The 22,222-nt window shown below is 67.4% G+C and carries 21 protein-coding genes; 11 read left to right on the top strand and 10 right to left on the bottom strand.

The features are described from left to right. Positions 1-6: 6 nt before the first annotated feature. A complete protein-coding gene (locus V6M48_RS05815; RefSeq protein ID WP_332811584.1) occupies positions 7-648 on the bottom strand; it encodes a sulfotransferase family protein in 642 nt (213 codons plus the stop codon). 129 nt (positions 649-777) lie between these two features. Between V6M48_RS05815 and V6M48_RS05810 the strand changes: the two genes are divergently transcribed. The 4 genes from V6M48_RS05810 (at position 778) to V6M48_RS05795 (ending at position 3,698) form a co-directional block, all read left to right on the top strand. Next, the gene (locus V6M48_RS05810; RefSeq protein ID WP_332811583.1) at positions 778-1,197 is read left to right on the top strand and encodes a secondary thiamine-phosphate synthase enzyme YjbQ; all 420 of its coding nucleotides are present in this window, start codon (positions 778-780) and stop codon (positions 1,195-1,197) included. Positions 1,198-1,204: 7 nt separating this feature from the next. Next, entirely contained in the window at positions 1,205-1,672 is a 468-nt protein-coding gene (locus tag V6M48_RS05805) for a YbaK/EbsC family protein (RefSeq protein WP_332811582.1), read from the top strand. A 324-nt stretch (positions 1,673-1,996) separates the two neighbouring features. Beyond that, positions 1,997-2,938: a DUF5996 family protein gene (locus V6M48_RS05800; RefSeq protein WP_332811581.1), complete on the top strand. Its 942-nt coding sequence runs from the start codon at positions 1,997-1,999 to the stop codon at positions 2,936-2,938. A gap of 292 nt (positions 2,939-3,230) precedes the next feature. Next, complete coding sequence (locus tag V6M48_RS05795) at positions 3,231-3,698, top strand: DUF1203 domain-containing protein (RefSeq protein ID WP_332811580.1); 468 nt, start codon at positions 3,231-3,233, stop codon at positions 3,696-3,698. 126 nt (positions 3,699-3,824) lie between these two features. Here the strand turns inward: V6M48_RS05795 and V6M48_RS05790 are convergent, their stop codons facing one another. Next, positions 3,825-4,757 (bottom strand): MlaD family protein, encoded by a 933-nt coding sequence (locus V6M48_RS05790; RefSeq protein ID WP_332811579.1) that lies wholly within the window; start codon positions 4,755-4,757, stop codon positions 3,825-3,827. A 223-nt stretch (positions 4,758-4,980) separates the two neighbouring features. On the opposite strand from V6M48_RS05790, the gene V6M48_RS05785 reads away from it, so the two are divergent. Next, positions 4,981-5,382: a PRC-barrel domain-containing protein gene (locus V6M48_RS05785; protein ID WP_332811578.1), complete on the top strand. Its 402-nt coding sequence runs from the start codon at positions 4,981-4,983 to the stop codon at positions 5,380-5,382. 27 nt (positions 5,383-5,409) lie between these two features. On the opposite strand, the gene V6M48_RS05780 is transcribed toward V6M48_RS05785, so the two are convergent. The 3 genes from V6M48_RS05780 to tpiA form a co-directional block, all read right to left on the bottom strand. Beyond that, positions 5,410-7,056: a CTP synthase gene (locus tag V6M48_RS05780; RefSeq protein WP_332811577.1), complete on the bottom strand. Its 1,647-nt coding sequence runs from the start codon at positions 7,054-7,056 to the stop codon at positions 5,410-5,412. Between the two features lie 147 nt (positions 7,057-7,203). Beyond that, positions 7,204-7,620: a preprotein translocase subunit SecG gene (gene secG, locus V6M48_RS05775; RefSeq protein WP_332811576.1), complete on the bottom strand. Its 417-nt coding sequence runs from the start codon at positions 7,618-7,620 to the stop codon at positions 7,204-7,206. A gap of 258 nt (positions 7,621-7,878) precedes the next feature. Further along, complete coding sequence (gene tpiA / locus V6M48_RS05770; protein ID WP_332811575.1) at positions 7,879-8,619, bottom strand: triose-phosphate isomerase; 741 nt, start codon at positions 8,617-8,619, stop codon at positions 7,879-7,881. A 211-nt stretch (positions 8,620-8,830) separates the two neighbouring features. Between tpiA and V6M48_RS05765 the strand changes: the two genes are divergently transcribed. From V6M48_RS05765 to V6M48_RS05750, 4 genes are read left to right on the top strand one after another with little or no spacing between them, the layout of a single operon-like run. Further along, on the top strand, positions 8,831-10,777 hold the full coding sequence (locus V6M48_RS05765) for a peptidylprolyl isomerase (RefSeq protein ID WP_332811574.1): 1,947 nt from the start codon (positions 8,831-8,833) through the stop codon (positions 10,775-10,777). A gap of 7 nt (positions 10,778-10,784) precedes the next feature. Next, positions 10,785-11,447 carry an anthranilate synthase component II gene (locus tag V6M48_RS05760; RefSeq protein WP_332811573.1) on the top strand — a complete coding sequence of 221 codons (663 nt, stop codon included), beginning with the start codon at positions 10,785-10,787 and terminating at the stop codon, positions 11,445-11,447. A gap of 55 nt (positions 11,448-11,502) precedes the next feature. Beyond that, positions 11,503-12,183, top strand: a complete 681-nt coding sequence (gene lexA, locus V6M48_RS05755; RefSeq protein ID WP_332811572.1) for a transcriptional repressor LexA — start codon at positions 11,503-11,505, stop codon at positions 12,181-12,183. Positions 12,184-12,199: 16 nt separating this feature from the next. Next, positions 12,200-12,535: a VOC family protein gene (locus V6M48_RS05750; protein ID WP_332811571.1), complete on the top strand. Its 336-nt coding sequence runs from the start codon at positions 12,200-12,202 to the stop codon at positions 12,533-12,535. A gap of 19 nt (positions 12,536-12,554) precedes the next feature. Here the strand turns inward: V6M48_RS05750 and V6M48_RS05745 are convergent, their stop codons facing one another. Continuing rightward, entirely contained in the window at positions 12,555-12,911 is a 357-nt protein-coding gene (locus V6M48_RS05745; protein ID WP_332811570.1) for a PilZ domain-containing protein, read from the bottom strand. 107 nt (positions 12,912-13,018) lie between these two features. Next, positions 13,019-15,181, bottom strand: a complete 2,163-nt coding sequence (locus V6M48_RS05740; RefSeq protein ID WP_332811569.1) for a ComEC/Rec2 family competence protein — start codon at positions 15,179-15,181, stop codon at positions 13,019-13,021. A 27-nt stretch (positions 15,182-15,208) separates the two neighbouring features. Between V6M48_RS05740 and gltX the strand changes: the two genes are divergently transcribed. Both gltX and V6M48_RS05730 read left to right on the top strand, forming a co-directional pair. Beyond that, positions 15,209-16,645: a glutamate--tRNA ligase gene (gene gltX / locus V6M48_RS05735; RefSeq protein WP_332811568.1), complete on the top strand. Its 1,437-nt coding sequence runs from the start codon at positions 15,209-15,211 to the stop codon at positions 16,643-16,645. Continuing rightward, a complete protein-coding gene (locus V6M48_RS05730) occupies positions 16,646-17,932 on the top strand; it encodes a citrate synthase (RefSeq protein ID WP_332811567.1) in 1,287 nt (428 codons plus the stop codon). A 74-nt stretch (positions 17,933-18,006) separates the two neighbouring features. Here V6M48_RS05730 and V6M48_RS05725 read toward each other — a convergent pair whose 3' ends face one another. The 3 genes from V6M48_RS05725 to V6M48_RS05715 form a co-directional block, all read right to left on the bottom strand. Then, positions 18,007-19,428: an ATP-binding protein gene (locus tag V6M48_RS05725; RefSeq protein WP_443019054.1), complete on the bottom strand. Its 1,422-nt coding sequence runs from the start codon at positions 19,426-19,428 to the stop codon at positions 18,007-18,009. Further along, the gene (locus V6M48_RS05720) at positions 19,425-20,528 is read right to left on the bottom strand and encodes a DUF2336 domain-containing protein (RefSeq protein WP_332811566.1); all 1,104 of its coding nucleotides are present in this window, start codon (positions 20,526-20,528) and stop codon (positions 19,425-19,427) included. Before V6M48_RS05720 ends, V6M48_RS05725 begins: the two co-directional genes overlap by 4 nt. A 132-nt stretch (positions 20,529-20,660) precedes the next feature. After that, positions 20,661-21,860, bottom strand: coding sequence for a hypothetical protein (locus V6M48_RS05715; RefSeq protein ID WP_332811565.1), 1,200 nt, complete (start codon positions 21,858-21,860; stop codon positions 20,661-20,663). Positions 21,861-22,222: the final 362 nt, after the last annotated feature.

Genomic DNA, 22,222 nt, shown 5'->3' with positions numbered 1-22,222 from the left:
ATCTATTTAATGCGCCGCCTCTTCCCGCGTCGCGCCCGTCATTCTCTGGACATTGTCCCACAGTTCCTCGACGTCGTTCGCGCGGGGGAAGGCGTCATCGGGAACGTCGTGGCCGAGGAAGCGGCACAAAGGCTCCCAGCCGTCGCGCACGTCGAACACCAGCAGGCGGTCGGCCGGGATGGTGTCGATCACCGTCTTGGTATGCTGCTCGTAGACCGAGATCGCGTGATCGCGGTCATGGATCCGCCCATCGAACAGCGAATAGACGATCTTGGTGCACATCTCGAGCATCAGCGGCGGGATCTGCTTGAGCATCACCGGGCTGAAGATCGTCGCCTGGGTGCTGTCGAACCAGCGCTGCGGATCGCGGACCGTGTGGATGATTTTCGCGTTGGGATAATAATCAGCGAGCTCGCGCCAATAAGCGGCGGCAGGCCAATCGACGGTCGAATTATAGCCTGCGAAAATCGCGTCCCAATCGGCCGACGAGGGGTCGTCGGCGGCTGCGGTCCAGGCGGGCATCTTGCTCGGATCGGCGATCAGCTCATTCATGTGGAAGCATTCGCCGTAACCGAGCCGCTCGAGCGCCTGGTGCAGCGACAATGTGCCGGTCCGGCCGAACCCACTGCCGATGACTTTGATTGTCATCCTCAACACCCTTCATGATCATCTTATATCTGTTGATCATATCGGAGATTCGACCGGACGATCAACCATCGTTTGAGAGTGGCGCGTCGGGCGCTGTCCAAGCGCTGCGTTACGGGCTAAGCGGCCGCGATGCGGCAGGCGACGGGCACGATCGAGGTGGAGACGCAGCGTCAGGGGCTGGTCGAGATCTCGAGCAACGTCACGCGCTGGGTCGCCGCGCAGGGCATGGAGCAGGGCCTGCTGACGATATTCTGCCGCCACACCTCCGCCTCGCTGCTGATCCAGGAAAATGCGGCGCGCGAGGTGCGCAGCGATCTCGAAGCCTATTTCGCGCGCATCGCACCCGAAGACCCGGCTGCTTACGCGCATGACGACGAAGGACCCGACGACATGCCCGCGCACCTGCGCACGGCGCTGACCCAGGTGCAGCTCTCGATCCCGCTCACCGGCGGCGCGCTCGCGCTCGGCACCTGGCAGGGCATCTATCTGTTCGAGCACCGCCGCCGTCCGCACCGCCGCAGCCTCGCGCTCCATCTTCTCGGCGAATGACGCAGACATGAGCGTCGAAGCGGTTCGCGCCTGGCTGGCCGATCATGCCCCCGATCTGCCGATCATCGAAACCGAGCAGAGCACCGCCACCGTCCAGGAAGCGGCCGTCGCCCTTGGCGTCGCGCCGGGCCGCATCGCCAAGACCTTGGCGGTGCGCGCCAACGGCGAAACCTTCCTGCTCGTCGCGCGCGGCGATGCGCGGCTCGACAATGCCAAGGCCAAAGCCGCGTTCGGCGGGCGACCGCGCATGCTCGGGGCGGAGGAGACGCTCGCACTGACCGGCCATCCGGTCGGCGGTGTCTGTCCGTTCGGCCTGCAGACGCCGCTGCCGGTGTTTCTCGACCGCTCGCTGCGGGATTTCGACGAGGTTTTCCCCGCGGCGGGATCGCTCAACAGCTCGGTGCGGGTGACGCCCGAGCGTCTCGCCGCGCTGGTCGACGGCAAATGGGTCGATGCCTGCCGCCTCCCCGGCTGAGCTTCCCGTCTACGCCCTGCGCGGCGGGAGCTTAAGAATTTTCACAGATTTCCCGGTTATGCGCTATCGGAGCAAGGGAGTCTGATCATGAAGCACGGACCATCCACACTGCTCTTCGCGCCGCATGTTCAATGGGTGAGCGCCGCTGCCGCGATCGCGATCGCGCTGTTCCAGACCGTCTATCTCGGTTCCGGGATGGCCGCCTGAGCGCGGCGGGCGGGATCGCGTCGAGCGCGGGAAGCCTTCGGGCGAGCGACGCCGCCGCTGCCCAACCCCCTGACTTGTCTGCTATAGGGCAGCCCTTGTCGATTGGGGGACGCGTGGATGGCCACAAAAGCTGATGTCTGGCCGCCGCTCGTCTGGGGGACGTGGCGCGAGACGGCGATCACGCTCCAGCTCTGGATGCAGATCGTCGGCAAGGTGCGGCTGGCGCTGACGCCATGGCTCAACCACAGCTGGCACGTTCCGCTCTATGTCTCGGCGCGCGGGCTGACCACCTCTCCGATGCCCTACCTCGATGACGCGTTCGAGCTCGAATTCGACCTGATCGAGCAGCGCCTGCTGTTCCGCGACAGCGTCGGCGGCGAGGACGCGCTGGCGCTGCAGCCGCAAAGCGTCGCCGACTTCCACGCTGGTCTGTTCGCGATGCTCAGCCGCCATGGCATCGAGGTCGCGATCCACGAATATCCCAACGAGATGGCCGATCGGATCCGCTTCGCCGACGACCGCACGCATTGTGCCTATGATGCCGAGGCGGTGCGCCGCTTCTGGCGCGTGCTGCTCACCGCCAACCGGCTGCTCGGCCAGTTCCGCACCGCCTTCGTCGGCAAGGCGAGCCCGGTCCATTTTTTCTGGGGAAGCTTCGATCTCGCCGTGACGCGTTTTTCCGGCCGCCCTGCCCCGCCGCATCCGGGCGGCGTCCCGCATCTGCCCGACGAGATCGCGCGCGAGGCCTATTCGCACGAGGTCAGCAGCGCTGGCTTCTGGCCAGGCAACGACGCCTTCCCGCATGCCGCTTTCTACTCCTACGCCTATCCGGCGCCGAACGGCTTCGCCGCGGCGCCGATCATGCCCGCCGGCGCGCGGTTCGAGCCGATGCTCGGCGAGTTCGTCTTCCGCTACGAGGATCTGCGCACCTCGCCCGACCCGGCGCAGGCGCTGATGATCTTCCTCACCTCGACCTATGAAGCGGCGGCCGAGCTCGGCCGCTGGGACCCGGCGCTCGATTGCGCGCCGGGCCTCCCCCGCCGCCCCCGCCCGGTCTAATTCGGGGACACAATACTGATTAGGGCTCGAGGATGCCCTTGAGAGCTAATTCGGGGACACGATACCTATTAAGGCTCGACGGGTTGGCAGAACTGCTGTCGAGGCGAATTGAGTATTGTGTCCCCGCAATTGCCTCCCGCCGCCCGCGTCCGGTCTGATCGTCGCCGCCGGCGGGGAGGCGCACAGAGCGCGCCAACTACCCGCGCCCGCGCGGCATTGTTCGAGCGCAAGAAACGGAGCGCGCGACCTCGCCGCGAGCGCGATGACGAGACGCGACTATCGGAGAGCGATCATGAGCTTTCGTATCACCGGGCTGAGCCCGGACTTCTTTGGCCATTTGTTCGGCCTGCCCGACGAGCTGCTTGCCCGGCACGGCGTGAAGCGCTGTATCGCGGACCGCAAGCCAGGCTTTCCCGATCGGATCGAGGTCCGCGACGCCGAGCCCGGCGAGCGCCTGTTGCTGCTCAATTACATGCACCAGCCGGCGGCGACGCCCTATCGTGCCAGCCATGCCATTTTCGTCCGCGAACATGCCGCCCGGCGTTACGACAGGATCGACGAGATTCCCGAAGCCCTGCGTCTGCGGCTGATCTCGCTTCGGGCGTTCGACGAGGGGGATGAAATGATCGACGGCGCGGTGCTGGACGGCGCCCGGCTCGAGGAGGGCATCGAAGCGATGTTCGCCGACCCGGCGGCGCGCTACCTCCACGCCCATTATGCGTCGCGGGGCTGCTATGCCGCGAGGGTCGACCGCGCCTGAGGCTCGCTAATACAGGGACACAATACTGATTAGCGCTCTGAGATGTCCTTGGCAGAACAGACGTTGGGAGAATTAAGTATTGTGTCCCCGAAATTGGATGCGGCGAGGGTCGACCGCGCCTGAGGCTCAGCGCGGCTTATAGTCGGGCAGCGCCGGGGGCGACACCGCCGGGCCGATTCCCGAGCGGTCGATCTGCTGGACGTTGGTGCCGAGTTCACGTGCGCTGCTGCGCATATCGCGCACCTGCTGGTGGAGCCCAGGCTGCGAGAACGAGCGAACGCTCGGTTCCATCGCGTCGATGCTCGCATCGAGCCGCGCCATGCCGGCACGCGCCTCGCGCAGCGACTGGCGCATCGCCCGCGCGTCGCCGCTGCCCTGGGCCGCCAGCCGCCGCTCGGCGGCATCGGCCGAGCGGCCCATCGTCGCCAGCCCTTGCCCGGTTTCCCGGATTGCCGTCCGCGACGTCGCCATCTTCTGGGCGAGCGCGGGGCCGTTCGCGGCAAGGCGCGCGCTGCGGCGCTCGACCTCGGCAATCCGCGCGGAAATGCTCTGCTGCCCCGCCGGGGTGAGCATCCGGTTGAGCCGTTCGGCGGTCGCGGAGATCTTCTCGACCGTGCTGACCGTGTCTCCGCCGAGCAGCCCGCTTCCCTTCTCCGCCGGGATGATCGGGATCTCGCCTGGCCTTCTCGGTTTGATCGGCGGCGCACCCGCTGCCGCGCCGTCGAGCGAGATCAGCGCCCCTCCGAACAGGTCGCGGTGGAGGTTGGCGGTGGTGCCCTGCAGGATCGGCGCCTCGGGGTCGGTGACGAGGATCCGCACGCGGACGAGCTGCGGGTCGACCGGATCGAAGTCGATGTCCTGGATCCGTCCGATCGCGACCCCGGAGAAGCTCACCGGCGAACCCTCCGCCAATCCCGCGACCGAGCCGTCGAACTTGATATCGTAGAGCTGGCTGTTGCTGCCGGCGTTGGGCGAAGCCCAGACGATATAGCCAAACAGCGCGGCCAGCAGCGCCACCAGCACACCAGCGACCAGGAAGCTATGCGACTGGGTTTCCATCGGCGCCCACGATAACGCGTCGCGCACCGTTCGACCACCAGCATCGGCACCAGCATCGGCGCGCGATCTGTGACCGGCGGGACGGAACAGACACTTGCCTTGCCGCGTTCATTCGATCCGTACAGGGATCGATTGGAAGCTGCCGCCGGCTGGCGGCCAAAGGAGCGCCTCAGCCGGGAGCTGGGGCGTTCCTTTTTTGCATCCCGTCGAATGGAGGCGGACAATGGCCATTCAAGACACGCAGGAGATATCGTTCGAACGAGTCACCGATGACGCCCATGAGCTGATCTCGTCGCGGCGGGTGGAGGGCACCGCCGTCTACAACCGGCAGGAACAGAAGCTCGGCACGATCCACTCGGTGATGATCGAGAAACGCAGCGGCCAGGTCGCTTATGCCGTGATGTCGTTCGGCGGCTTCCTCGGCATGGCCGAGCGCGCGCATCCCATCCCGTGGGACATGCTCACCTATGACGTCGATCTCGACGCTTATGTGGCGGACCTGTCGGCCGAGCAATTGCGCAACGCCCCGACATTGCGCCTCGACGAGGCCGATCGGCCGCGCGACCGCAAGCATGACGAGGAGGTCGCCGGCTATTACGGGCGCCTGCCCTGGTGGGGATTGTAGGCGCTGAGCACTGCCGAAGGCCGGCAGCTAGACGAGCCGTGACTGCTTGACTGCCGCCTCGATGAAGCTTGCGAACAACGGGTGCGGGTCGAACGGCTTGCTCTTGAGCTCCGGGTGGAACTGGACGCCGACGAACCAGGGATGGTCGGGCCGCTCGACGATTTCGGGAAGCTGATTGTCCGGGCTCATGCCGGAGAAGATGAGGCCGCCCTTTTCGAGCGCGTCGCGATAATGAGCGTTGACCTCGTAGCGATGGCGGTGACGTTCGCTGATCGGGTTGTTGCCGTAGATGCTCGCGACGTGGCTGTTGGGGCTTAGCCGCGCCTCATAGGCGCCGAGCCGCATCGTCCCGCCAAGATCGCCGTTCGCCGCGCGGCGCTCGAGACCTTCCTTGCCCATCCATTCGGTGATCAGGCCGACCACCGGCTCGTCGGTCGGGCCGAATTCGGTGGTCGAGGCGTCGGGCAGGCCGGCAAGATTGCGGGCACCCTCGATGCACGCCATCTGCATCCCCAGGCAGATGCCGAAGAACGGCACGCCGCGCTCGCGCGCGAACTGGACCGAGGCGATCTTGCCCTCGCTGCCGCGCTCGCCGAAGCCCCCCGGGACGAGGATGCCGTGCACCGGCTCCAGCATCGGCGCGACATTGTTCAGGCCGTCGGGGCCGTTCTCGCTGAACAGCTCGGCGTCGAGCCAGTTGATCCGCACCTTGACCCGATTGGCGATCCCGCCGTGGATCAAGGCCTCGGTGAGGCTCTTATAGGCATCGGGAAGGCCGACATATTTGCCGACCACGCCGATCGTCACCTCGCCCTCGAAATTCTCCAGCCGGTCGATGATGTCGTACCAGCGAGACAGATCGGGCGCCGGCGCATCCTCGATCCCGAACGCGCGCAGCACTTCAAAGTCGAGCCCTTCGCGATGATATTGGAGCGGCACCGAATAGATGCTCTTGGCATCGAGCGCAGGGATCACCGCTTCCTTGCGGACGTTGCAGAATTGGGCGATCTTGGCGCGCTCGCTCTCCGGCAGCGGGCGATCGACGCGGCACAGCAAGACGTCGGGCTGGATGCCAAGGCTGGTCAGATCGCGCACGCTATGCTGCGTCGGCTTGGTCTTCAGCTCGCCGGCCGCCGCGATATAGGGCACGAGCGTGGTGTGGATCGAGACCGTGTTCGCGCGCCCGATATCGTTGCGCAACTGGCGGATCGCCTCGACGAACGGCAGGCTCTCGATGTCCCCGACCGTGCCGCCGATCTCGCAGATCACGAAGTCGAGCCCATCGGTGTCCGCGAGCGCGAACTCCTTGATCTCGTTGGTGACGTGGGGGATGACCTGGACGGTCGCACCGAGATAATCCCCGCGGCGCTCCTTGGCGATGATGTCGCGGTAGATGCGGCCGGTGGTGATGTTGTCCGACTGACGGGCAGGAACGCCGGTGAACCGCTCATAATGGCCGAGATCGAGATCGGTCTCGGCGCCGTCGTCGGTAACGTAGACCTCGCCATGCTGATAGGGCGACATCGTCCCCGGATCGACATTGAGATAAGGATCGAACTTACGGATGCGGACTTTGAAGCCGCGCGCCTGGAGCAAGGCTCCGAGCGAAGCGGCCATCAGGCCTTTCCCCAGGGATGAGACCACGCCGCCGGTGATGAAAATGAACCGCGCCATGGGAGAACAGGACTAAGGCCGGACCCCCCGCGAGGGCAAGGTGCCGAATCGGATCGGGCGGAATATTTTGCGCTTCTAGCGCCTCGCTCCGAACGCTTGACTCGATCGTGCTTGATGGCCCGCGATCGCGTCCACTGACTAAATTGCTTAGCGCGCGAGCGGCACGCTCTCCGTCTGGTTGGCGATGCCTGCCAGAGCGGCGCTGGTGCCGACACCGGCTGCGCCGGCGAGCGGATCGGCCGCCATCGGCACCTGCCCGGGGAGCGGAGCCCCTGTGGCGGGCAGCGCCGGACCAGCTGGCACGGTCTTCGCGAGCGACGTGTCGATCGTGGTGGGCGCGCGCTGGACCGTGGCGATGCCGGCGAGCGCGATGCTCAGCACCACGAACAAGGTGGCAAGGATCGCGGTCGCGCGGGTGAGGAAGTCCGCCGCGCCGCGCGCGGTCATCAGCCCCGAGCTGTTGCCGCCGACGCCAAGCCCGCCCCCTTCCGAACGCTGCATCAAAATGACGCCGACGAGCGCGGCGGCAATCAGCGTCTGAACGATGAGCAGAAACTTGAACATGACGAACGGTCTTTCGGGGAAAGGATATGTGGAGGCGATCTAGTCGATCCGCGGTTGCGGTTCAACGGGGCCGGTTCAATGCGAACGAACTCCCCTCCCGCACGCGGGAGCGCTGCATAAATCATCCATTCCTCCCCTGAAGGGCCCCTCCACCGCTGCGCGGTCCCCCTCCCCCGGAAAACCGGGGGAGGAATAGGGGGTCATGCGGTTCGACACGGTCCGGCGAACGGGGTTTTGCAGCGGGAGGGAAGAGGAACGTCAGCCCCTCGCAGCCTCGACAATCGGGACGAATTGCGCAGCCGTCAGGCTCGCGCCTCCGACCAGCGCGCCGTCGACGTCGTCGAACGCGAACAATATGGCGGCATTGTCGGCCTTGACCGATCCCCCATAGAGGATGCGCACGCGGCCGCCGCGATCGCCGAAATTCTCCAGAAGGTGGCCGCGGATCGCCTTGTGCATCTCGGCGACGTCCGCAGGGGTCGCGGTCTTGCCGGTGCCGATCGCCCAGATCGGCTCATAAGCGACCACCAGCTCGCCCTCGCCCGCCTCGGCCGGAAGCGACCCGCGGAGCTGCCTGGTGACGATTGCGACGGCGTCGCCGGCCTCGCGCTGGGCCTCGCTCTCGCCGACGCAGACGATGGCCGTGAGGCCGTGGCGCAGCGCGGCTTCGGCCTTGGCGCGGACGAGCGCGTCGCTCTCATGCTGCTCGGCACGCCGCTCGCTGTGGCCGACGATGACCAGCCGCGCGCCGGCCTCCTTGAGCATCCCCGCCGAGACGTTGCCGGTATGCGCGCCGCTTTCCGCATGATGGCAGTCCTGCGCACCGATCGGCAGGCCGGCCGACCGAGCGACCGACGAGGCGATCAGGGTGAACGGCGGGCAGATGGCGACGTCGACCCCCGCCGCCTCCTTGGCCGCCGCCGCCACCGCGGCGACTTCGCCGAGCTGTGCGAGACTGCCGTTCATCTTCCAATTGCCGACGACCAATTTGCGACGCACTTCTTTCTACCCCTTGTGTTCCCGCTTGCGCGGAGCGAGCGGTCCGGTGCGCTCTTAAGAGAGAAGGCCCGCGGCTAGCAAGGCACGGGACTTTTCCGCACGCTGGATCAGGCCCTGGACCGCCCCCTTGCGCCAGACCGCGGCTCGCTTGCAGGAGCCCACGCGCTCTGCCAAAGACGGCTCACTTTCGCAGCCGCAGCCAGAGGCGCCGATGATCAGTTTTTTCCGCCGCGCCCTCTCCTCCTGGATCGTGATCGCCCTGCTCGGCCTGATCATGCTCGCATTCATCATCACCGGCGTCAGCGCGCCCACCGGCGTCTCGCTGACCGACGACGGCGACATCCTGGCCCGGGTCGAGGACGAAACGGTCACCGGGACCGAGCTCAGCGACCAGCTCAATCGCCAGTTGAGCCGCATCCGCGAGGAGCAGCCGCAATCCGATGTCGATATGGCCGCCTTCCTCCGCGAGGGCGCGTTCGAGCAGAATCTGGCGCAAATGGTGACGGCGAAGGCGCTCTCCGCTTTCGGCCACGAGCAGGGCATGCGCGCGTCGAAACGGCTGATCGACGGCGAAATCGCCAGCATACCGGCGTTCCGCAATCTCGCCGGGGAATTCGACCAGACCACCTTCCGGCGCGTGCTCGCCGGAGAGCGGATCAGCGAAGCGACGCTTCGCTCCGATCTCGCGGGCCAGATCATCCAGCGTCAGCTCCTCGTGCCGGTCGCTGCTTCGGCCAAACTGCCGGCGACGATGGCGCGCTATTATGCCGGCCTGCGCCTCGAAACGCGCAACGGTGCGGTCGGTCTCGTCCCCGCCGCTGCGGTTGGCCCCGGCAGCGAGCCGACCGAGGCCGAGATCGCCGCCCATTTCAAGCGCCGTCAGGATCGCTTCACGATCCCCGAACGGCGCGTCCTTCGCTATGCCGCGTTCGGCCGCGCCGACGTTGCCGCCACCGCAAAGGCGAGCGACGCTGAGATCGCGGCCGCCTATCGCGCCGCGGCTGCCAATTACGGCCCGAAGGAGACGCGCGCCTTCTCGCAAGTGGTGCTTCCCACCGACGCGGCCGCCAAGGCGTTCGCGGCCAAGCTCGCGTCCGGCACGAGCTTTGCTTTGGCCGCCGCCCAGGGTGGGTTCGCGGCCGGCGACATCGCGCTCGCGGCGCAAAGCAAGGCTGATCTTGCCCGGCTGTCCAGCCCCGAGGTGGCGAACGCGGCGTTCGCGGCCGCCAAAAGCCAGGTGACGGCGCCGGTCCGCTCGCCGTTCGGCTGGCACATCCTGCGCGTCGACGAGGTCACCACGACCCCTGCCCGCCCGCTCGAAGCCGTACGCGCCGAGATTGCGGCGCGGATCGAGCAGCAGAAAGCCGACGACGCGATCAACAAGCTGGTGACCGCGGTGGAGGATGCGATCGGCGATGGCGCGAGCTTCGCGGAAGTGGCGCGCGCGCACAAGCTCCAGGTCCAGGAAACCGCGCCGATCACCGCTGGCGGCACCGCTCCAGGCGTCGCCGATTTCAAGCTTCCTCCGGACGTCGCGCCGCTGCTGAAGCCGGGGTTCGAGATGAGCGCCGACGAGGATCCGGTGGTCGAGACGATCACGCCCAACCAGCGCTTCGCCTTATTTGCCGTCAGCCGGATCGTCCCGGCCGCCCCGCCGCCGCTCGCCGCGATCGGCGACGCGGTGAAGGCGGACCTGGTGCAAGAACGCTCGCTCGCGCGTGCCCAGGCAGTGGCATCGGCGATCGTCGCCAAGGCGAATGCCGGGACCCCGCTCGCGCAGGCATTCGCAGCCGCCGGCGTTCGGCTGCCGCCGGTTCAGCAGGTGAAGGTGCGGCGGCTCGACCTCGAGCAGATGCGCGAGCGTGTGCCGCCGCCGCTCGTGATGATCTTCAGCCTGCCCAACGGCAAGACACGCCTCCTTGCAGCGCCCAACGGCACCGGCTGGTTCGTCGTCCACGTCGAGCAGGTCGTGCCGGGCGATCTCAGCAAGGTGCCGGGATTGCTCGAGCAGACGCGCAGCCAAATCAGCCAAGGCGTGAGCGAGGAATATGGCGCGCAATTCGCCCGCGCGGTCGAGCGCTCGCTCGACGTCGAGCGCAACCAGGCGGCGACGGCGCGGGTCAAGCGGCAGCTCCAGTCCGGCGGCGCGGTCGAGTAAGGGGTCGATGATCCCGCAGCGCGAGCCGTTCAGCCGCCCCAACATCCTCATCGTCGACAATTACGACAGCTTCACCTGGAATCTCGTCCATTATCTGCGCGAGCTCGGCGCCGCCGTCGAAGTGGCGCGCAACGACGGCATCACCGTTGCGCAGGCCTTGGCGAGCGGCGCCGACGGCTTCCTGATATCGCCTGGTCCCGGCGCACCCAACGGTGCCGGGATATCGCTGGCGCTGGTCGAAGCCTGCGCGGCCGCCAACCAGCCGTTGCTCGGCGTCTGCCTCGGCCACCAGGCGATTGCCCAGCATTTCGGCGCTCACATCGGCAAGGCACCGCGCCAGATGCATGGCAAGACCAGCACGCTCGCGCACGACGGCACCGGCCTGTTCGAGGGCATCCCGTCGCCGTTCACGGCTGCCCGCTACCATTCGCTCGCCGTCCGTCCGGAAGGCTTCCCGCAATGCCTCCACGTCAACGCGACCGCGCCCGATGCGACCATCCAGGGCCTGCGCCACCGCGTGCTGCCGATCCACGGCGTCCAATTCCATCCCGAAAGCATCGCCACCGATCATGGCCATCTGATCCTCGACACCTTCCTCTACATCGTCGCGGCGGTCACCGCGACGCGGCAGCAGGCCGGCACTGGCAGCGTTCCCGACGTCCTCGCTTGACAGCATCCGAAACGTTTCCTACACGTTCTTCATTCGTTCCGGATGGGAGCCCTTTATGCTGACGCGCAAGCAACATGAGCTTCTTTGCTATATCCATGATCACCTCGCCGAGCAGGGCGTCTCGCCGTCGTTCGAGGAGATGAAGGATGCGCTCGATCTCAAATCCAAATCGGGCGTCCATCGGCTGATCTCGGCGCTGGAGGAGCGCGGCTTCATCCGCCGCCTCGCCAATCGCGCCCGCGCGCTCGAAGTGCTCCGCATGCCGGACCGGGCGGGCAGCGCCCCGACCCCCGGCGACAATGTCGTGCCGCTGCGGCCGGCAGCGACCCCGCCGAACCCGCGCATCGTCGCCAACGACGTCGTCGAGCTGCCGCTCCACGGCCGCATTGCCGCCGGCACACCGATCGAAGCGCTGCAAGGCACCGAAAGCCTCGCCGTTCCAGCCGCCTTGCTCGGCCCGGGCGAGCATTATGCGCTCGAGGTGGCCGGCGATTCGATGGTCGAAGAAGGCATTCTCGACGGCGATTATGCACTGATCCGCAAGACTGACGTCGCGCGCGACGGCGAGATCGTCGTGGCGCTGGTCAACAACGAAGAGGCGACGCTCAAGACCTTCCGCCGCGAAGGCACGATGATCCGGCTCGATCCCGCCAATCGCAATTATTCGCCGCAGCGCTATCGGCCCGAGCAGGTCCAGATCCAGGGGCGGCTGTCCGGCCTGCTCCGCCGTTATTGAGCGCGACGATCGAGCCATGGCGCGACTGAACTACGTCGAGCTCCCGACGAGCGACATCGCCGCCGCGCGGCGCTTCTACGAACAGGCGTTCGGCTGGACGATCGCCGAATTCGGGCCGAGCTATGCGGCGACGACCAGTGGCGACACCGATATCGGCCTTCAGGCGGACGCTGCAGAGGCGACGCGCGCGCCGTTGCCAGTGATCGACGTTAGCGATCTCGAGGCGGCGCTCGATGCGATACTGGCTGCCGGCGGCACGATCGTGCGGCCGATCTTTGCTTTTCCCGGCGGGCGACGCTTCCATTTCGTCGATCCGAGCGGCAACGAGCTCGCTGCCGTGAAGCTGGATTGAGGCCGCGCGGCCCTTCGGCTCAGCCGCGGCCGTGAACCTTGACCCATTCGCTGAGAAAGTCCTCCGGGATCGGATTGGCGAACTCGATCCCGAACAGCCGGCCACCGTGCCAGCGCACATTGCCTGAAAATGTCGGAAAGCCGATCATCTTGACGGTCACGGGTCCCTGCGGAAGCGGCGCGTCGCTCTCGACCTTGACGCCCTTTTCGGAAACGTCGCACAGATTCGCCTCGATCCCGCCCGAGCCGATGTCGAGTGTGACGATGGCGGTGACCGGAAGTCGGCGCTGCCGCTCGCGATAAGTCGGCGCTCCGCCGAGCTTGCCACCGGCTGCCGTTTCATGATCCTTGGTCACATCGTCGATCCCGTTCGTCACGCCGATATTATCTACCAATGTTGAACAGCGGATTGCGCGGCAACCTTCGCAAAACCGCTGGTTGCCTCCCCCGCCGGCCTTTTCGCGAGGAAGGCGGCTCGGCTTCCCTACGGGCGCTCGGTTTGAGCCCATGGGTGCCGGCCGACGAGCTCGGAAACCGTTCTCACCCGAGGTTCTGCGCCCAAAGTGACGGCAATGCCACCGCTGCGGCGAAGAAAGGCGCGATCCGCCTTTAGCCAGCGCGGCGCGCAGCCGGGCGGAAGCCACCGGTCGCTGACGACGATATCGGCACGCGCGCAGGCCCTCCTCAGCGCCGGAAACGGCACCAGATAGGGACTGCGCGTCGCCAGGATCGTCCAGCGGCGGCCGCCCCGAATCATCTTAATGCTGCAAAAATCCTTGTTGCAGCGCGCGCCCCGCCATTCTTCGAGCGCGCCAAGTTCCCCCTCGGTTCCCGAGGTCTCGCCGAGCAGGTCGCGAATATAATCGCCGGCCCGTGAGCGCAGGATCGCAAAGCTGCCCTCGTCGGTGCGGAGCGCGAGATGGCGGCCGTCTCCAGTGACGATCAGGTCTGGTGCCGGCGTGGCAAGCGTCCACAGCGCCCCCACGGCCAGCGGAACCAAGCCCCAGCGCCGCCAGGCAGTGCGCCACAGCAGCAGCCAAAGTCCGCCGGCAATCATCAGCGCGAAGGCCGGCACCGGCATTGTCGGAAGCATCGCCACCGCTCCAGGCGCTGCTGCCGTCGCGTGCGCGAGCATCAGCAAGCCGCGCAGCGCAACTCCGGTCGCCCACCACAAGGGAGCGCCGAGCCCGACCAGGTCGAGCAGCAGGGCCGCGGCCTCGAGCGGCATGATTACGAACGTCGTGAGCGGGATCGCGATCATGTTCGCGAGCGCGCCGTAAAGGCCCGCCTTGTGGAAATGATAGAGTGCGATCGGCGTCAAGGCGACCTCGACTGCCAGCCCGGTCAGCGCCAGCGCCAGCAAGACCCGGCCGAACCGCGGCAGCAGCGGCTCGTCGCGGCGCGCGAACAAGGCACGCATGCGGGGGTGTTCGTGCAACGCCACGATCGCGGTGATCGCAGCGAAGCTGAGCTGGAAGCTCGGACCCACCAAAGATTCCGGCCATAGCAGCAGCACGATCAGCGCTCCGGTCGCGACCAGCCGTAACGTCAGCGCCTCGCGCCCGAACGCGATCCCGAGCAGGATCAGCAATGCCGCGATGCACGAGCGGACGGTGGGCACCTCGGCGCCGGTGAGCAAGGTGTAAGCAATGCCGGCGAGCGCCGCCGCGCCGGCGGCGATCAGAACCAGCGGCCAGCGCAGCGCCAAGGTCGGGCTGAGCGCGAGCAGTGCGAGGCTCAGCAGCATCACCGCCCCGACCACGGCGGTCAGGTGAAGCCCGCTCACCGACAGCAGGTGCGCGAGGCCGCTCTGCCGCATCGCCTCGGCGTCGGCCTCTGGCACGCCGCCCTGGTCGCCGGTCGCCAGCGCGGCGGCGATCCCGCCGGCGCCGCCCCCGAGCTGTTCGCGAACATGCGCCGACAGGCTCTGCCGCCACCCCGCGATCGTCGCTCGCCAGCCCTGGCTGGTCGCGCCGGTCACCAACGCGACGTCGAGCGCGCGGCCGCTGCCGCCGATGCCCTTGAACCAGGCGGTGCGCGAGAAATCATAGGCTCCCGGCACCGCCATTGGTGCCGGCGGCATCAGCCAGCCACGCAGCCGCACCGACGCGCCCGGCGCCAGATTGGCGATCATCTTGTCCTGATCGACGTTGATCCGGAGCCTGGCCGGAAGATCGGATCCGTCGACCGGCGCCACCACCAGCCGCGTCATCTCGCGCGCCGGCACCGGCTGGACCTCCTCGACGACCGCGGTGAACTGCGCCATTTTCGGATGCGCGAGCACCGGCGCGGCCGCACGCTCGGCTTTCGTCCAGACCAAGGCGCAGCCGAGCAAGGCGGCGAGCGAGAAGAGCGACAGGGCGCGCCCCCAGCGTGTCCCCGGCGCAATCGCCCTGCAGGCCAAGGTCAGCCCGCCCGCGAGCAGGAGGAAGGCAATCCACGACCGCTGGTCCGGTAATGTGAACCAGGCGGCGATGCCGAGGCCGAGGCCAACCGGAAGCCATAAAGCGAGCTGGTCGCGCTCCGCTTCGAACAACGCCTCGAGACGGGCATTGAGACGCGCAGCAAGGCCCGCGAGCCCGGCTTTCCAGGCCGTTTGTCGCGGCCCATCTGCTATGCTAGGGGCGCTCGCGTCATCGGTCCGCATCGGGACCCATCCTTGGAGAAAGCGCGCGTGAGCGCAACCAGCGAAACCCAGGCGGTCGTCACTCGCTTCGCGCCCTCGCCCACGGGATTCCTGCACATCGGCGGCGCGCGCACGGCCTTGTTCAACTGGCTCTACGCCCGCCACAACGGCGGAAAATTCCTGCTGCGCATCGAGGATACCGATCGCGCCCGTTCGACCCAGCCCGCGATCGAGGCGATCCTCGACGGGATGCGCTGGCTCGGGCTCGACTGGGACGATCAGACCCATTTCCAGTCGGAGTTCGCCGAGCGCCACGCGGAGGTGGCGCACGCGCTGGTCGAATCCGGCCACGCCTATCGCTGCTATCTGACCTCCGACGAGCTGGCGCAGATGCGTGCCGCGGCCGAGGCCGAGCGGCGCCCGCTGCGGGTCCGCAGCCGCTGGCGCGACTGCTCGCCGGGCGAGGCGCCGGCGGGCGCGCCGTTCGTGGTCCGCCTGCGCGCGCCGCAGGACGGCGAGACGGTGATCGAGGACAAGGTCCAGGGCCGGGTCGCGGTGCAGAACAACGAGCTCGACGATTTCATCCTGCTGCGCTCGGACGGCACGCCGACCTATATGCTCGCGGTGGTGGTCGACGATCACGACATGGGTGTCACCCATGTGATCCGCGGCGATGATCACCTCAACAACGCCTTTCGCCAGCTGGCGATCATCCGCGCGATGGGCTGGCCGGAGCCGACCTACGCCCATGTCCCGCTGATCCATGGGCCGGACGGCGCGAAGATGTCGAAGCGCCACGGCGCGACGGGGGTAGACAGCTATCGCGACGAGCTCGGCATCCTGCCCGAGGCCTTGTTCAACTATCTGCTCCGGCTCGGCTGGGGCCATGGCGACGACGAGATCATCAGCAGGGAAGATGCGATCCGCTGGTTCGATCTCGACCATGTCGGCCGCTCGCCGTCGCGCTTCGACATCAAGAAGCTCGAGAATCTCAACGCTTATTATATCCGCGAGGCCGACAATCAGCGGCTGGCCGCGCTGGTCGCTCCCGAGATCGAGCGCCTGATAGGCCGCCCGCTCGGCGAGGATGAGCGGGCGCTGCTCGTGCGCGCGATGGATGAGCTCAAGCCGCGCGCGAAAACATTGCATGAGCTGGCCGAAGGCGGGACATTCCTTTTCGCGGCGCGCCCGCTGGAGATGGACGAGAGGGCTGCGAGCTTGCTAGAGGGCGGAGCCTCGGAGCTGCTCGCCCGCGCCCACGCAGCCCTTTCGGGGCTCGACCAATGGACCGCAGCGGCGACGGAGGGGGCCGTCAGGAAGCTGTCCGAGGACGCCGGCGTCAAGCTTGGTCAGGTGGCGCAGCCGCTTCGCGCGGCGCTCACCGGCCGCGCGACCTCGCCGGGGATTTTCGATGTGCTGGTTTTGCTCGGCCGCGAGGAAAGCCTCTCGCGCATGGCCGACGTTATGACGAAACAGGAGTCTTAGATGGCAAAAGAAACCGCCAGCATCAGGATTGGCGATCAACAACAGGAATATGCGGTCCGCGCCGGCACGGTGGGTCCGTCGGTTGTCGACATCCGCAAATTCTATGCCGACACTGACCATTTCACCTACGATCCCGGCTTCACCTCGACCGCAAGCTGCGAATCCAAGATCACCTATATCGACGGCGATGCCGGCGTCCTGCTCTACCGCGGCTATCCGATCGACCAGCTCGCCGAGCGCTCGACCTTCATGGAAGTGGCCTATCTCCTGCTGCACGGCGAGCTGCCGTCGAAGACCGAGCAGGAACGCTTCGTCTACACGATCACGCGTCACACCATGCTGCACGAGCAGCTCGCGACTTTCTATCGCGGCTTCCGGCGCGATGCCCATCCGATGGCGATCATGTGCGGCGTCGTCGGCGCGCTTTCCGCTTTCTATCACGACTCGACCGACATCACCGATCCGCACCAGCGCATGGTGGCAAGCCATCGGCTGATCGCGAAGATGCCGACGATCGCGGCGATGGCCTACAAATATTCGATCGGCCAGCCGTTCATGTATCCGCAGAACGACCTCAGCTACACGGGCAACTTCCTGCGCATGACGTTCGGCGTTCCGGCCGAGCCGTACGAGGTCAATCCGATCGTCGAGAATGCGATGCGGAAGATCTTCATCCTTCACGCCGATCACGAGCAAAACGCCTCGACCTCGACCGTCCGCCTGGCCGGTTCGTCGGGCGCCAATCCGTTCGCCTGCATCGCCGCCGGCATCGCCTGCCTGTGGGGCCCCGCGCATGGCGGCGCCAACGAAGCGGCGCTCAACATGCTGCGCGAGATCGGCCGCCCGGAGCGGATCAAGGAATATATCGCCCGCGCCAAGAACAAGGACGATCCGTTCCGGCTGATGGGCTTCGGCCACCGCGTCTACAAGAATTACGATCCGCGCGCGAAGGTGATGCAACAGACCGCCGAGGCGGTGCTCAAGGAGCTCGGCGTCTCCGACCCGATCTTCGACGTCGCTCGCGAGCTCGAGCAGATCGCGCTCAACGACGATTATTTCGTCGAGAAGAAGCTCTATCCGAACGTCGATTTCTACTCCGGCGTGATCCTCTCGGCGATCGGCTTCCCGACGTCGATGTTCACCGCCTTGTTCGCGCTCGCCCGCACGGTCGGCTGGGTGGCGCAGTGGAACGAGATGATCTCCGACCCCGAGCAGAAGATCGGTCGCCCGCGCCAGCTCTACACCGGCGCGACGCAGCGGGACTATATCCCGGTCGACAAGCGCTGATTGCGGCGGCGCCGTGGTCTAGGCCCGGCGCCGTTCGGCGCTTCAGTCCCCGTCCGATTCACGCAACGGCAAGGTCATTCACGCAACGGCAAGGTCAACGTGAAGCGAGCGCCTTTGCCCGGCGTGCTCGTCAAGGTGATGTCGCCGCCCATCGCGCGGGCGAGACGGCGCGCGATATAGAGGCCGAGGCCGGTGCCGCCGGCTTCGGTCGGGTCTACCCGCTCGAACTTCTCGAAGATGCGCTCCTGATCCGCCTTGGCGACCCCCTTGCCGCGGTCGGCCACGATCACCGCGGCAAAACCGGCCTTGCGCTCGGCCCGTACCGACACGGTCTCGCCTTCGGGCGAGTAGCGGATCGCATTGGTGATGAGGTTGACGAGGATCTGCAGCACGCGCTTGAATTCGCCGGTCGCGGGCAGAAGCGCGTCATCCGCCGGGCGCTCGATGCGGACCTTCCTGTCCGCGGCCCGCACCGCAAGCAGCCCGGCCGCCCGGCGCGCGAGGTCGGCAAGGTCGATCGGCTCCGCCTCGGCGGTAAAGCCCGGCCGCTCGATCGCCTGCAGATCGACGAGATCGTCGACCAGTGCCAGCAGATGCCGCCCGGCCGCCGCGATGTCGTGCGCATAGCCGGCATAGTCGCGGCGTAGCGGCCCTTCGGGCTGCGAGCCGATCGTCTCGGCATTGGCGATGATATGATCGAGCGGCGCGCGCAGCGCCTTGTCGAGCCGCTCGCCGAACGCTCCTGCCGGCGCGGAGGACGGCGCGGACGGTGCGGAGGGCGCAGAGAAAGTGGCCGCCGCCGCGGCGGTGGCCGAACCGCGAAAGCCGGTGAAGCGTCCGGCGCCGTCGATCAGCGGCACGCCGCTCAGCATATAATGGCCGTTGCCGCCGCGCAGCTCGGTCGGCTGGCCGTCGAAACGGCGCTGCTCGGCGAGCGCCGAGAGGATCGGCAGGCTGCCCTGATCGCCTTCGCCGAAGCGGAACAGGCGCGAAAGCGGCTTGCCGAGATAGTCGGCCGCGGACTTGCCGACGCTCGCGGCGGCCGCAGGCGACAGGAAGGTGATGCGCAGCTTCGCGTCGGTCTCCCAGATCCAATCGCCCGAGGCGCGCAGGAAGTCGGCATCGCGTTCGGCCTCGGCGGCGCCCGCCGGCGCGCGCGGCGAGCGCTCGTTCCACCCCGTGATCGAGAGCTCGACCTCGTCGCCGACCGGTTTGGCGCGAACCCACAGGTCGAGATCGCTCTCGCCATCGGCCGCGACCGCACCGCGCGAGATGACCACGCCGAGCCGCTTCGAAAGCCGGGCGAGCGCGGCGATCTGCGGCAGCGCAAGGACGCCCCCCTCCTCGCCTCCGGCCCTTTTGTGCAAACCGGCAAGCGCCGCATCGGCCTCGATCAGGCGTCCATCGGCATCGACCCGTCCGCGCACCGGCTGTGTGTTCGGCTGCCCTGGCGGCTGGCCGGGCGGCTGCCCATGCGCCTGATCCTTGCTGCTCACGCCGATGACGCCGCGCCGACCGGCATTGGAGCCGCGAGCGGAGCGACCCTCGCGATCGCATCGCGATAAGCGGGGTCGATCTGCCACAAGCGGAGCGCCGTCCGGGCCCTGTCGATCGAGACGCCGTCGAACAGCTCGGCCTGCCGCACGACCGCCTCGTCATCGTCGAAATGCGCCGCCAGCAATATCTGCACCGCGGGCTCGCGCGCCATCGCGCCGCCCCGCAGCAGCAGCGCCGGTCCCTGCCCCCGCGGGTCCGAGAAGATATCCCAGGCCGCGTCGACCGGCAGCTCGCAGCGCAGCGCGATCGCCGCGAGGAACAGCGGCAAGCCGCCTTCGATGATGGCGCGGCTGACGAAATCATCGTCGAGCCGCCGGAGCCGGTTGAGCGCTCGGGCGAGGCGGAGACAGCGGGCATCGAGCCCTTCGCCTTCGTCATAATCGACGAGCCGGGTGGCGGCGGAAAGCGAGACCGCCTCGTCCGCAAGGCCCGGATCGACGCCGTGGCGATCGATCAAATAGAGCCGCAGCGCGGCGGCGATGGTCCAGACGAGGCGATGCTCGAGCTCGGCCGGAAGCTCCGGCGTGGCGATCACCGGCTCCTGGAAGCGATCGAGACGCCGGCTCTGGGCGGTGAGCAGGCCCATTGCGGCGGCGGCGACGGCCTCATCCTCGTCGCGAACCAGCTCGACGAGCAGATTGCCCTGGCGCCGGTCCCGATGCGCCTGCGCGGCACGGTACAGCCGATGCTCCTCGACGCGGCGCAGCAGCAAGGCGATCAACGCCGGCTCGCGCAGCGCATCCGATGCTTCGAGGATCGGCAGCGCGATTTCGACATGGGCGGAGGTGATCGCACCCTGGATATCGGGCCGGACCTTGCCCTCGAGGCGCTCGGCGATGCCGGCGCGAAGCTCGTCCTCGATCGACCGGATGAGCCGCGTCAGCAATGTCGCCATCGTCTCACGCTGCCATTCGCTCAGCCGGAGGCGCCTGGGCAGGAACAGATCGGTAAGACCCACGGCAAGCCGCGCGCGCGCGGCCGCGTCGAGCAGCCGGGCGGCGTCACCATTTGTACCGCCACTTGTCCCATGATCTGTCATGTGATCCGACATGCGAGGGGCATAGCGCGGCCGGGGTTAAGCTGTCGTTATCCGACTTTGGTTAAGCACCGGCGCTGTCCCCGTTTCGTACACACAGGACAAATTGCTTAACGGCGCTTCGGCAAGCCCGAATCACGGCGGCGGGATACGTCGGTGAACCTCGTGCTGCGCCCAGAAGAACGAGCCCGCCGCGTAGAGCGTGAGCGCGAGCAGCCCGCCGAGCCAGGTCATGGTGAGCGCGAACGGCAGCATCAGCCAGACCATCCCCTTGCGATCGGCGAGGAAGATCTTCCCCCGCACGTCGCGGCCCTCGATCTCGATGCGCATCGCGCCGAGAAAGGCGAGCGCCGCCGCCGCGAGCACCAGGCATCCCCAGCCGCCGGCAAAGCTCAGCGAATAAGCGAAGGCCATCAGCGCGGCGGCACCCATCACCGGAAGCAGATTGGCCCACCAGCTCGGCTCGCCCCCGCCCTGCATGCGGAGCATCGCGAGCCGATCGGCAATATCGTCGAGGGGGGTGGCAAGCAGCAGCAGCAGGCCGCCCGTCCACAGCCAATCGCGCGTGAACAGCAAGGCCGCCGCTCCGGTCAGGAAGACGGCGAGGAAGCGCAGCCATTCGGGCATCACCCGGGTCGGCATCAGCAAGCGGGTCGCGGCCTGCTCCGCCGGCGCGAGCATGTAGCGCGACACCCAGCTATGGCGACGCGCAACGGCGCCCGCGAGGATCTGCTCCTCGATCTCCGCGAGATCGGCGCTGGTGTGGGCGATCTCGAGATGCGCGCTGCCGCTCTCCAGGCTGACCGAGAATTGGCGGGCGCCGCTCTGCACCGCCTTGCGCAACAGGGTCGACTGGAGGTCCCAGTCCTGGAGCATAGCCGCGGTCTGCTTGAGCGCCTGGCCATTGAGCAAGGCGAGGCCCGCCCAGCGCGACTGGGCGTCGATCCGCTCGAAGCGGTCGCTGATGCCGCGGTCCGGCACGGTCAGCAAGGCATTGCTGCCGGCGCTGAGCAGGCGGCTGATGTGGATTTCGTCGGCGACGAAGCCGTCGGCCACCAGCAGCAGGCGATCATTGGGATGGACGGCGTCGGCCGCTTCGGCGGCGCTGCGCGCAACCGTCACGCTCACGCCTTCGCTGCGCAGCCGATCGATCGCCGAGACCAGCTCGGACGGCACCCGCTCGACGAGGATGATGACGGGGGCCGCGCCGGCCGAAGCAGCCAGCCTGGCCTGGCGTTCGACCAGGGTGCGGCCGGCAAGCGGCAGGGTCGCGCGAAGGCCCGTGTCCGGCGCCGCGGCGTCTTGGTAAGCGGCAATCAGCGCTGCCAAGGTCATAGCGGCCCCATGTTCCCCATGGCTTCAGGGATAGGGGGCGCCCGGCCGATTGCAAAGGGGGAGTTGGTGTGGGGGAGGACGCGGCCGCATGCGGTGGGCACAAAGGTGCCGATCCTCTCGCAATCTTCCGACGGAGTGAGCGAAACCCACCCCCTGCCCCTCCCGCACGCGGGACTGCTGCATAAGTAGCGATTTGCGTGTGCGGAGGGGGTTGTTGGTGATCGGCGGCGAGTTTTTTCGCCTGATTGGGCCGGTTTGAGGGTTCACCGGAGAGGGTGAGCGGGGTGGAGACTGGCTTTCGCTGGATGAGGGGCTAGCCAGCGGTGAGCAGACGTGCTCGTCTCAGGTTCATGGCGATGAAG

It is taken from the genome of Sphingomonas sp. (assembly GCF_036677245.1).
Lineage (GTDB): Bacteria > Pseudomonadota > Alphaproteobacteria > Sphingomonadales > Sphingomonadaceae > Allosphingosinicella.
This window is presented reverse-complemented; position numbering and strand designations above follow the sequence as displayed.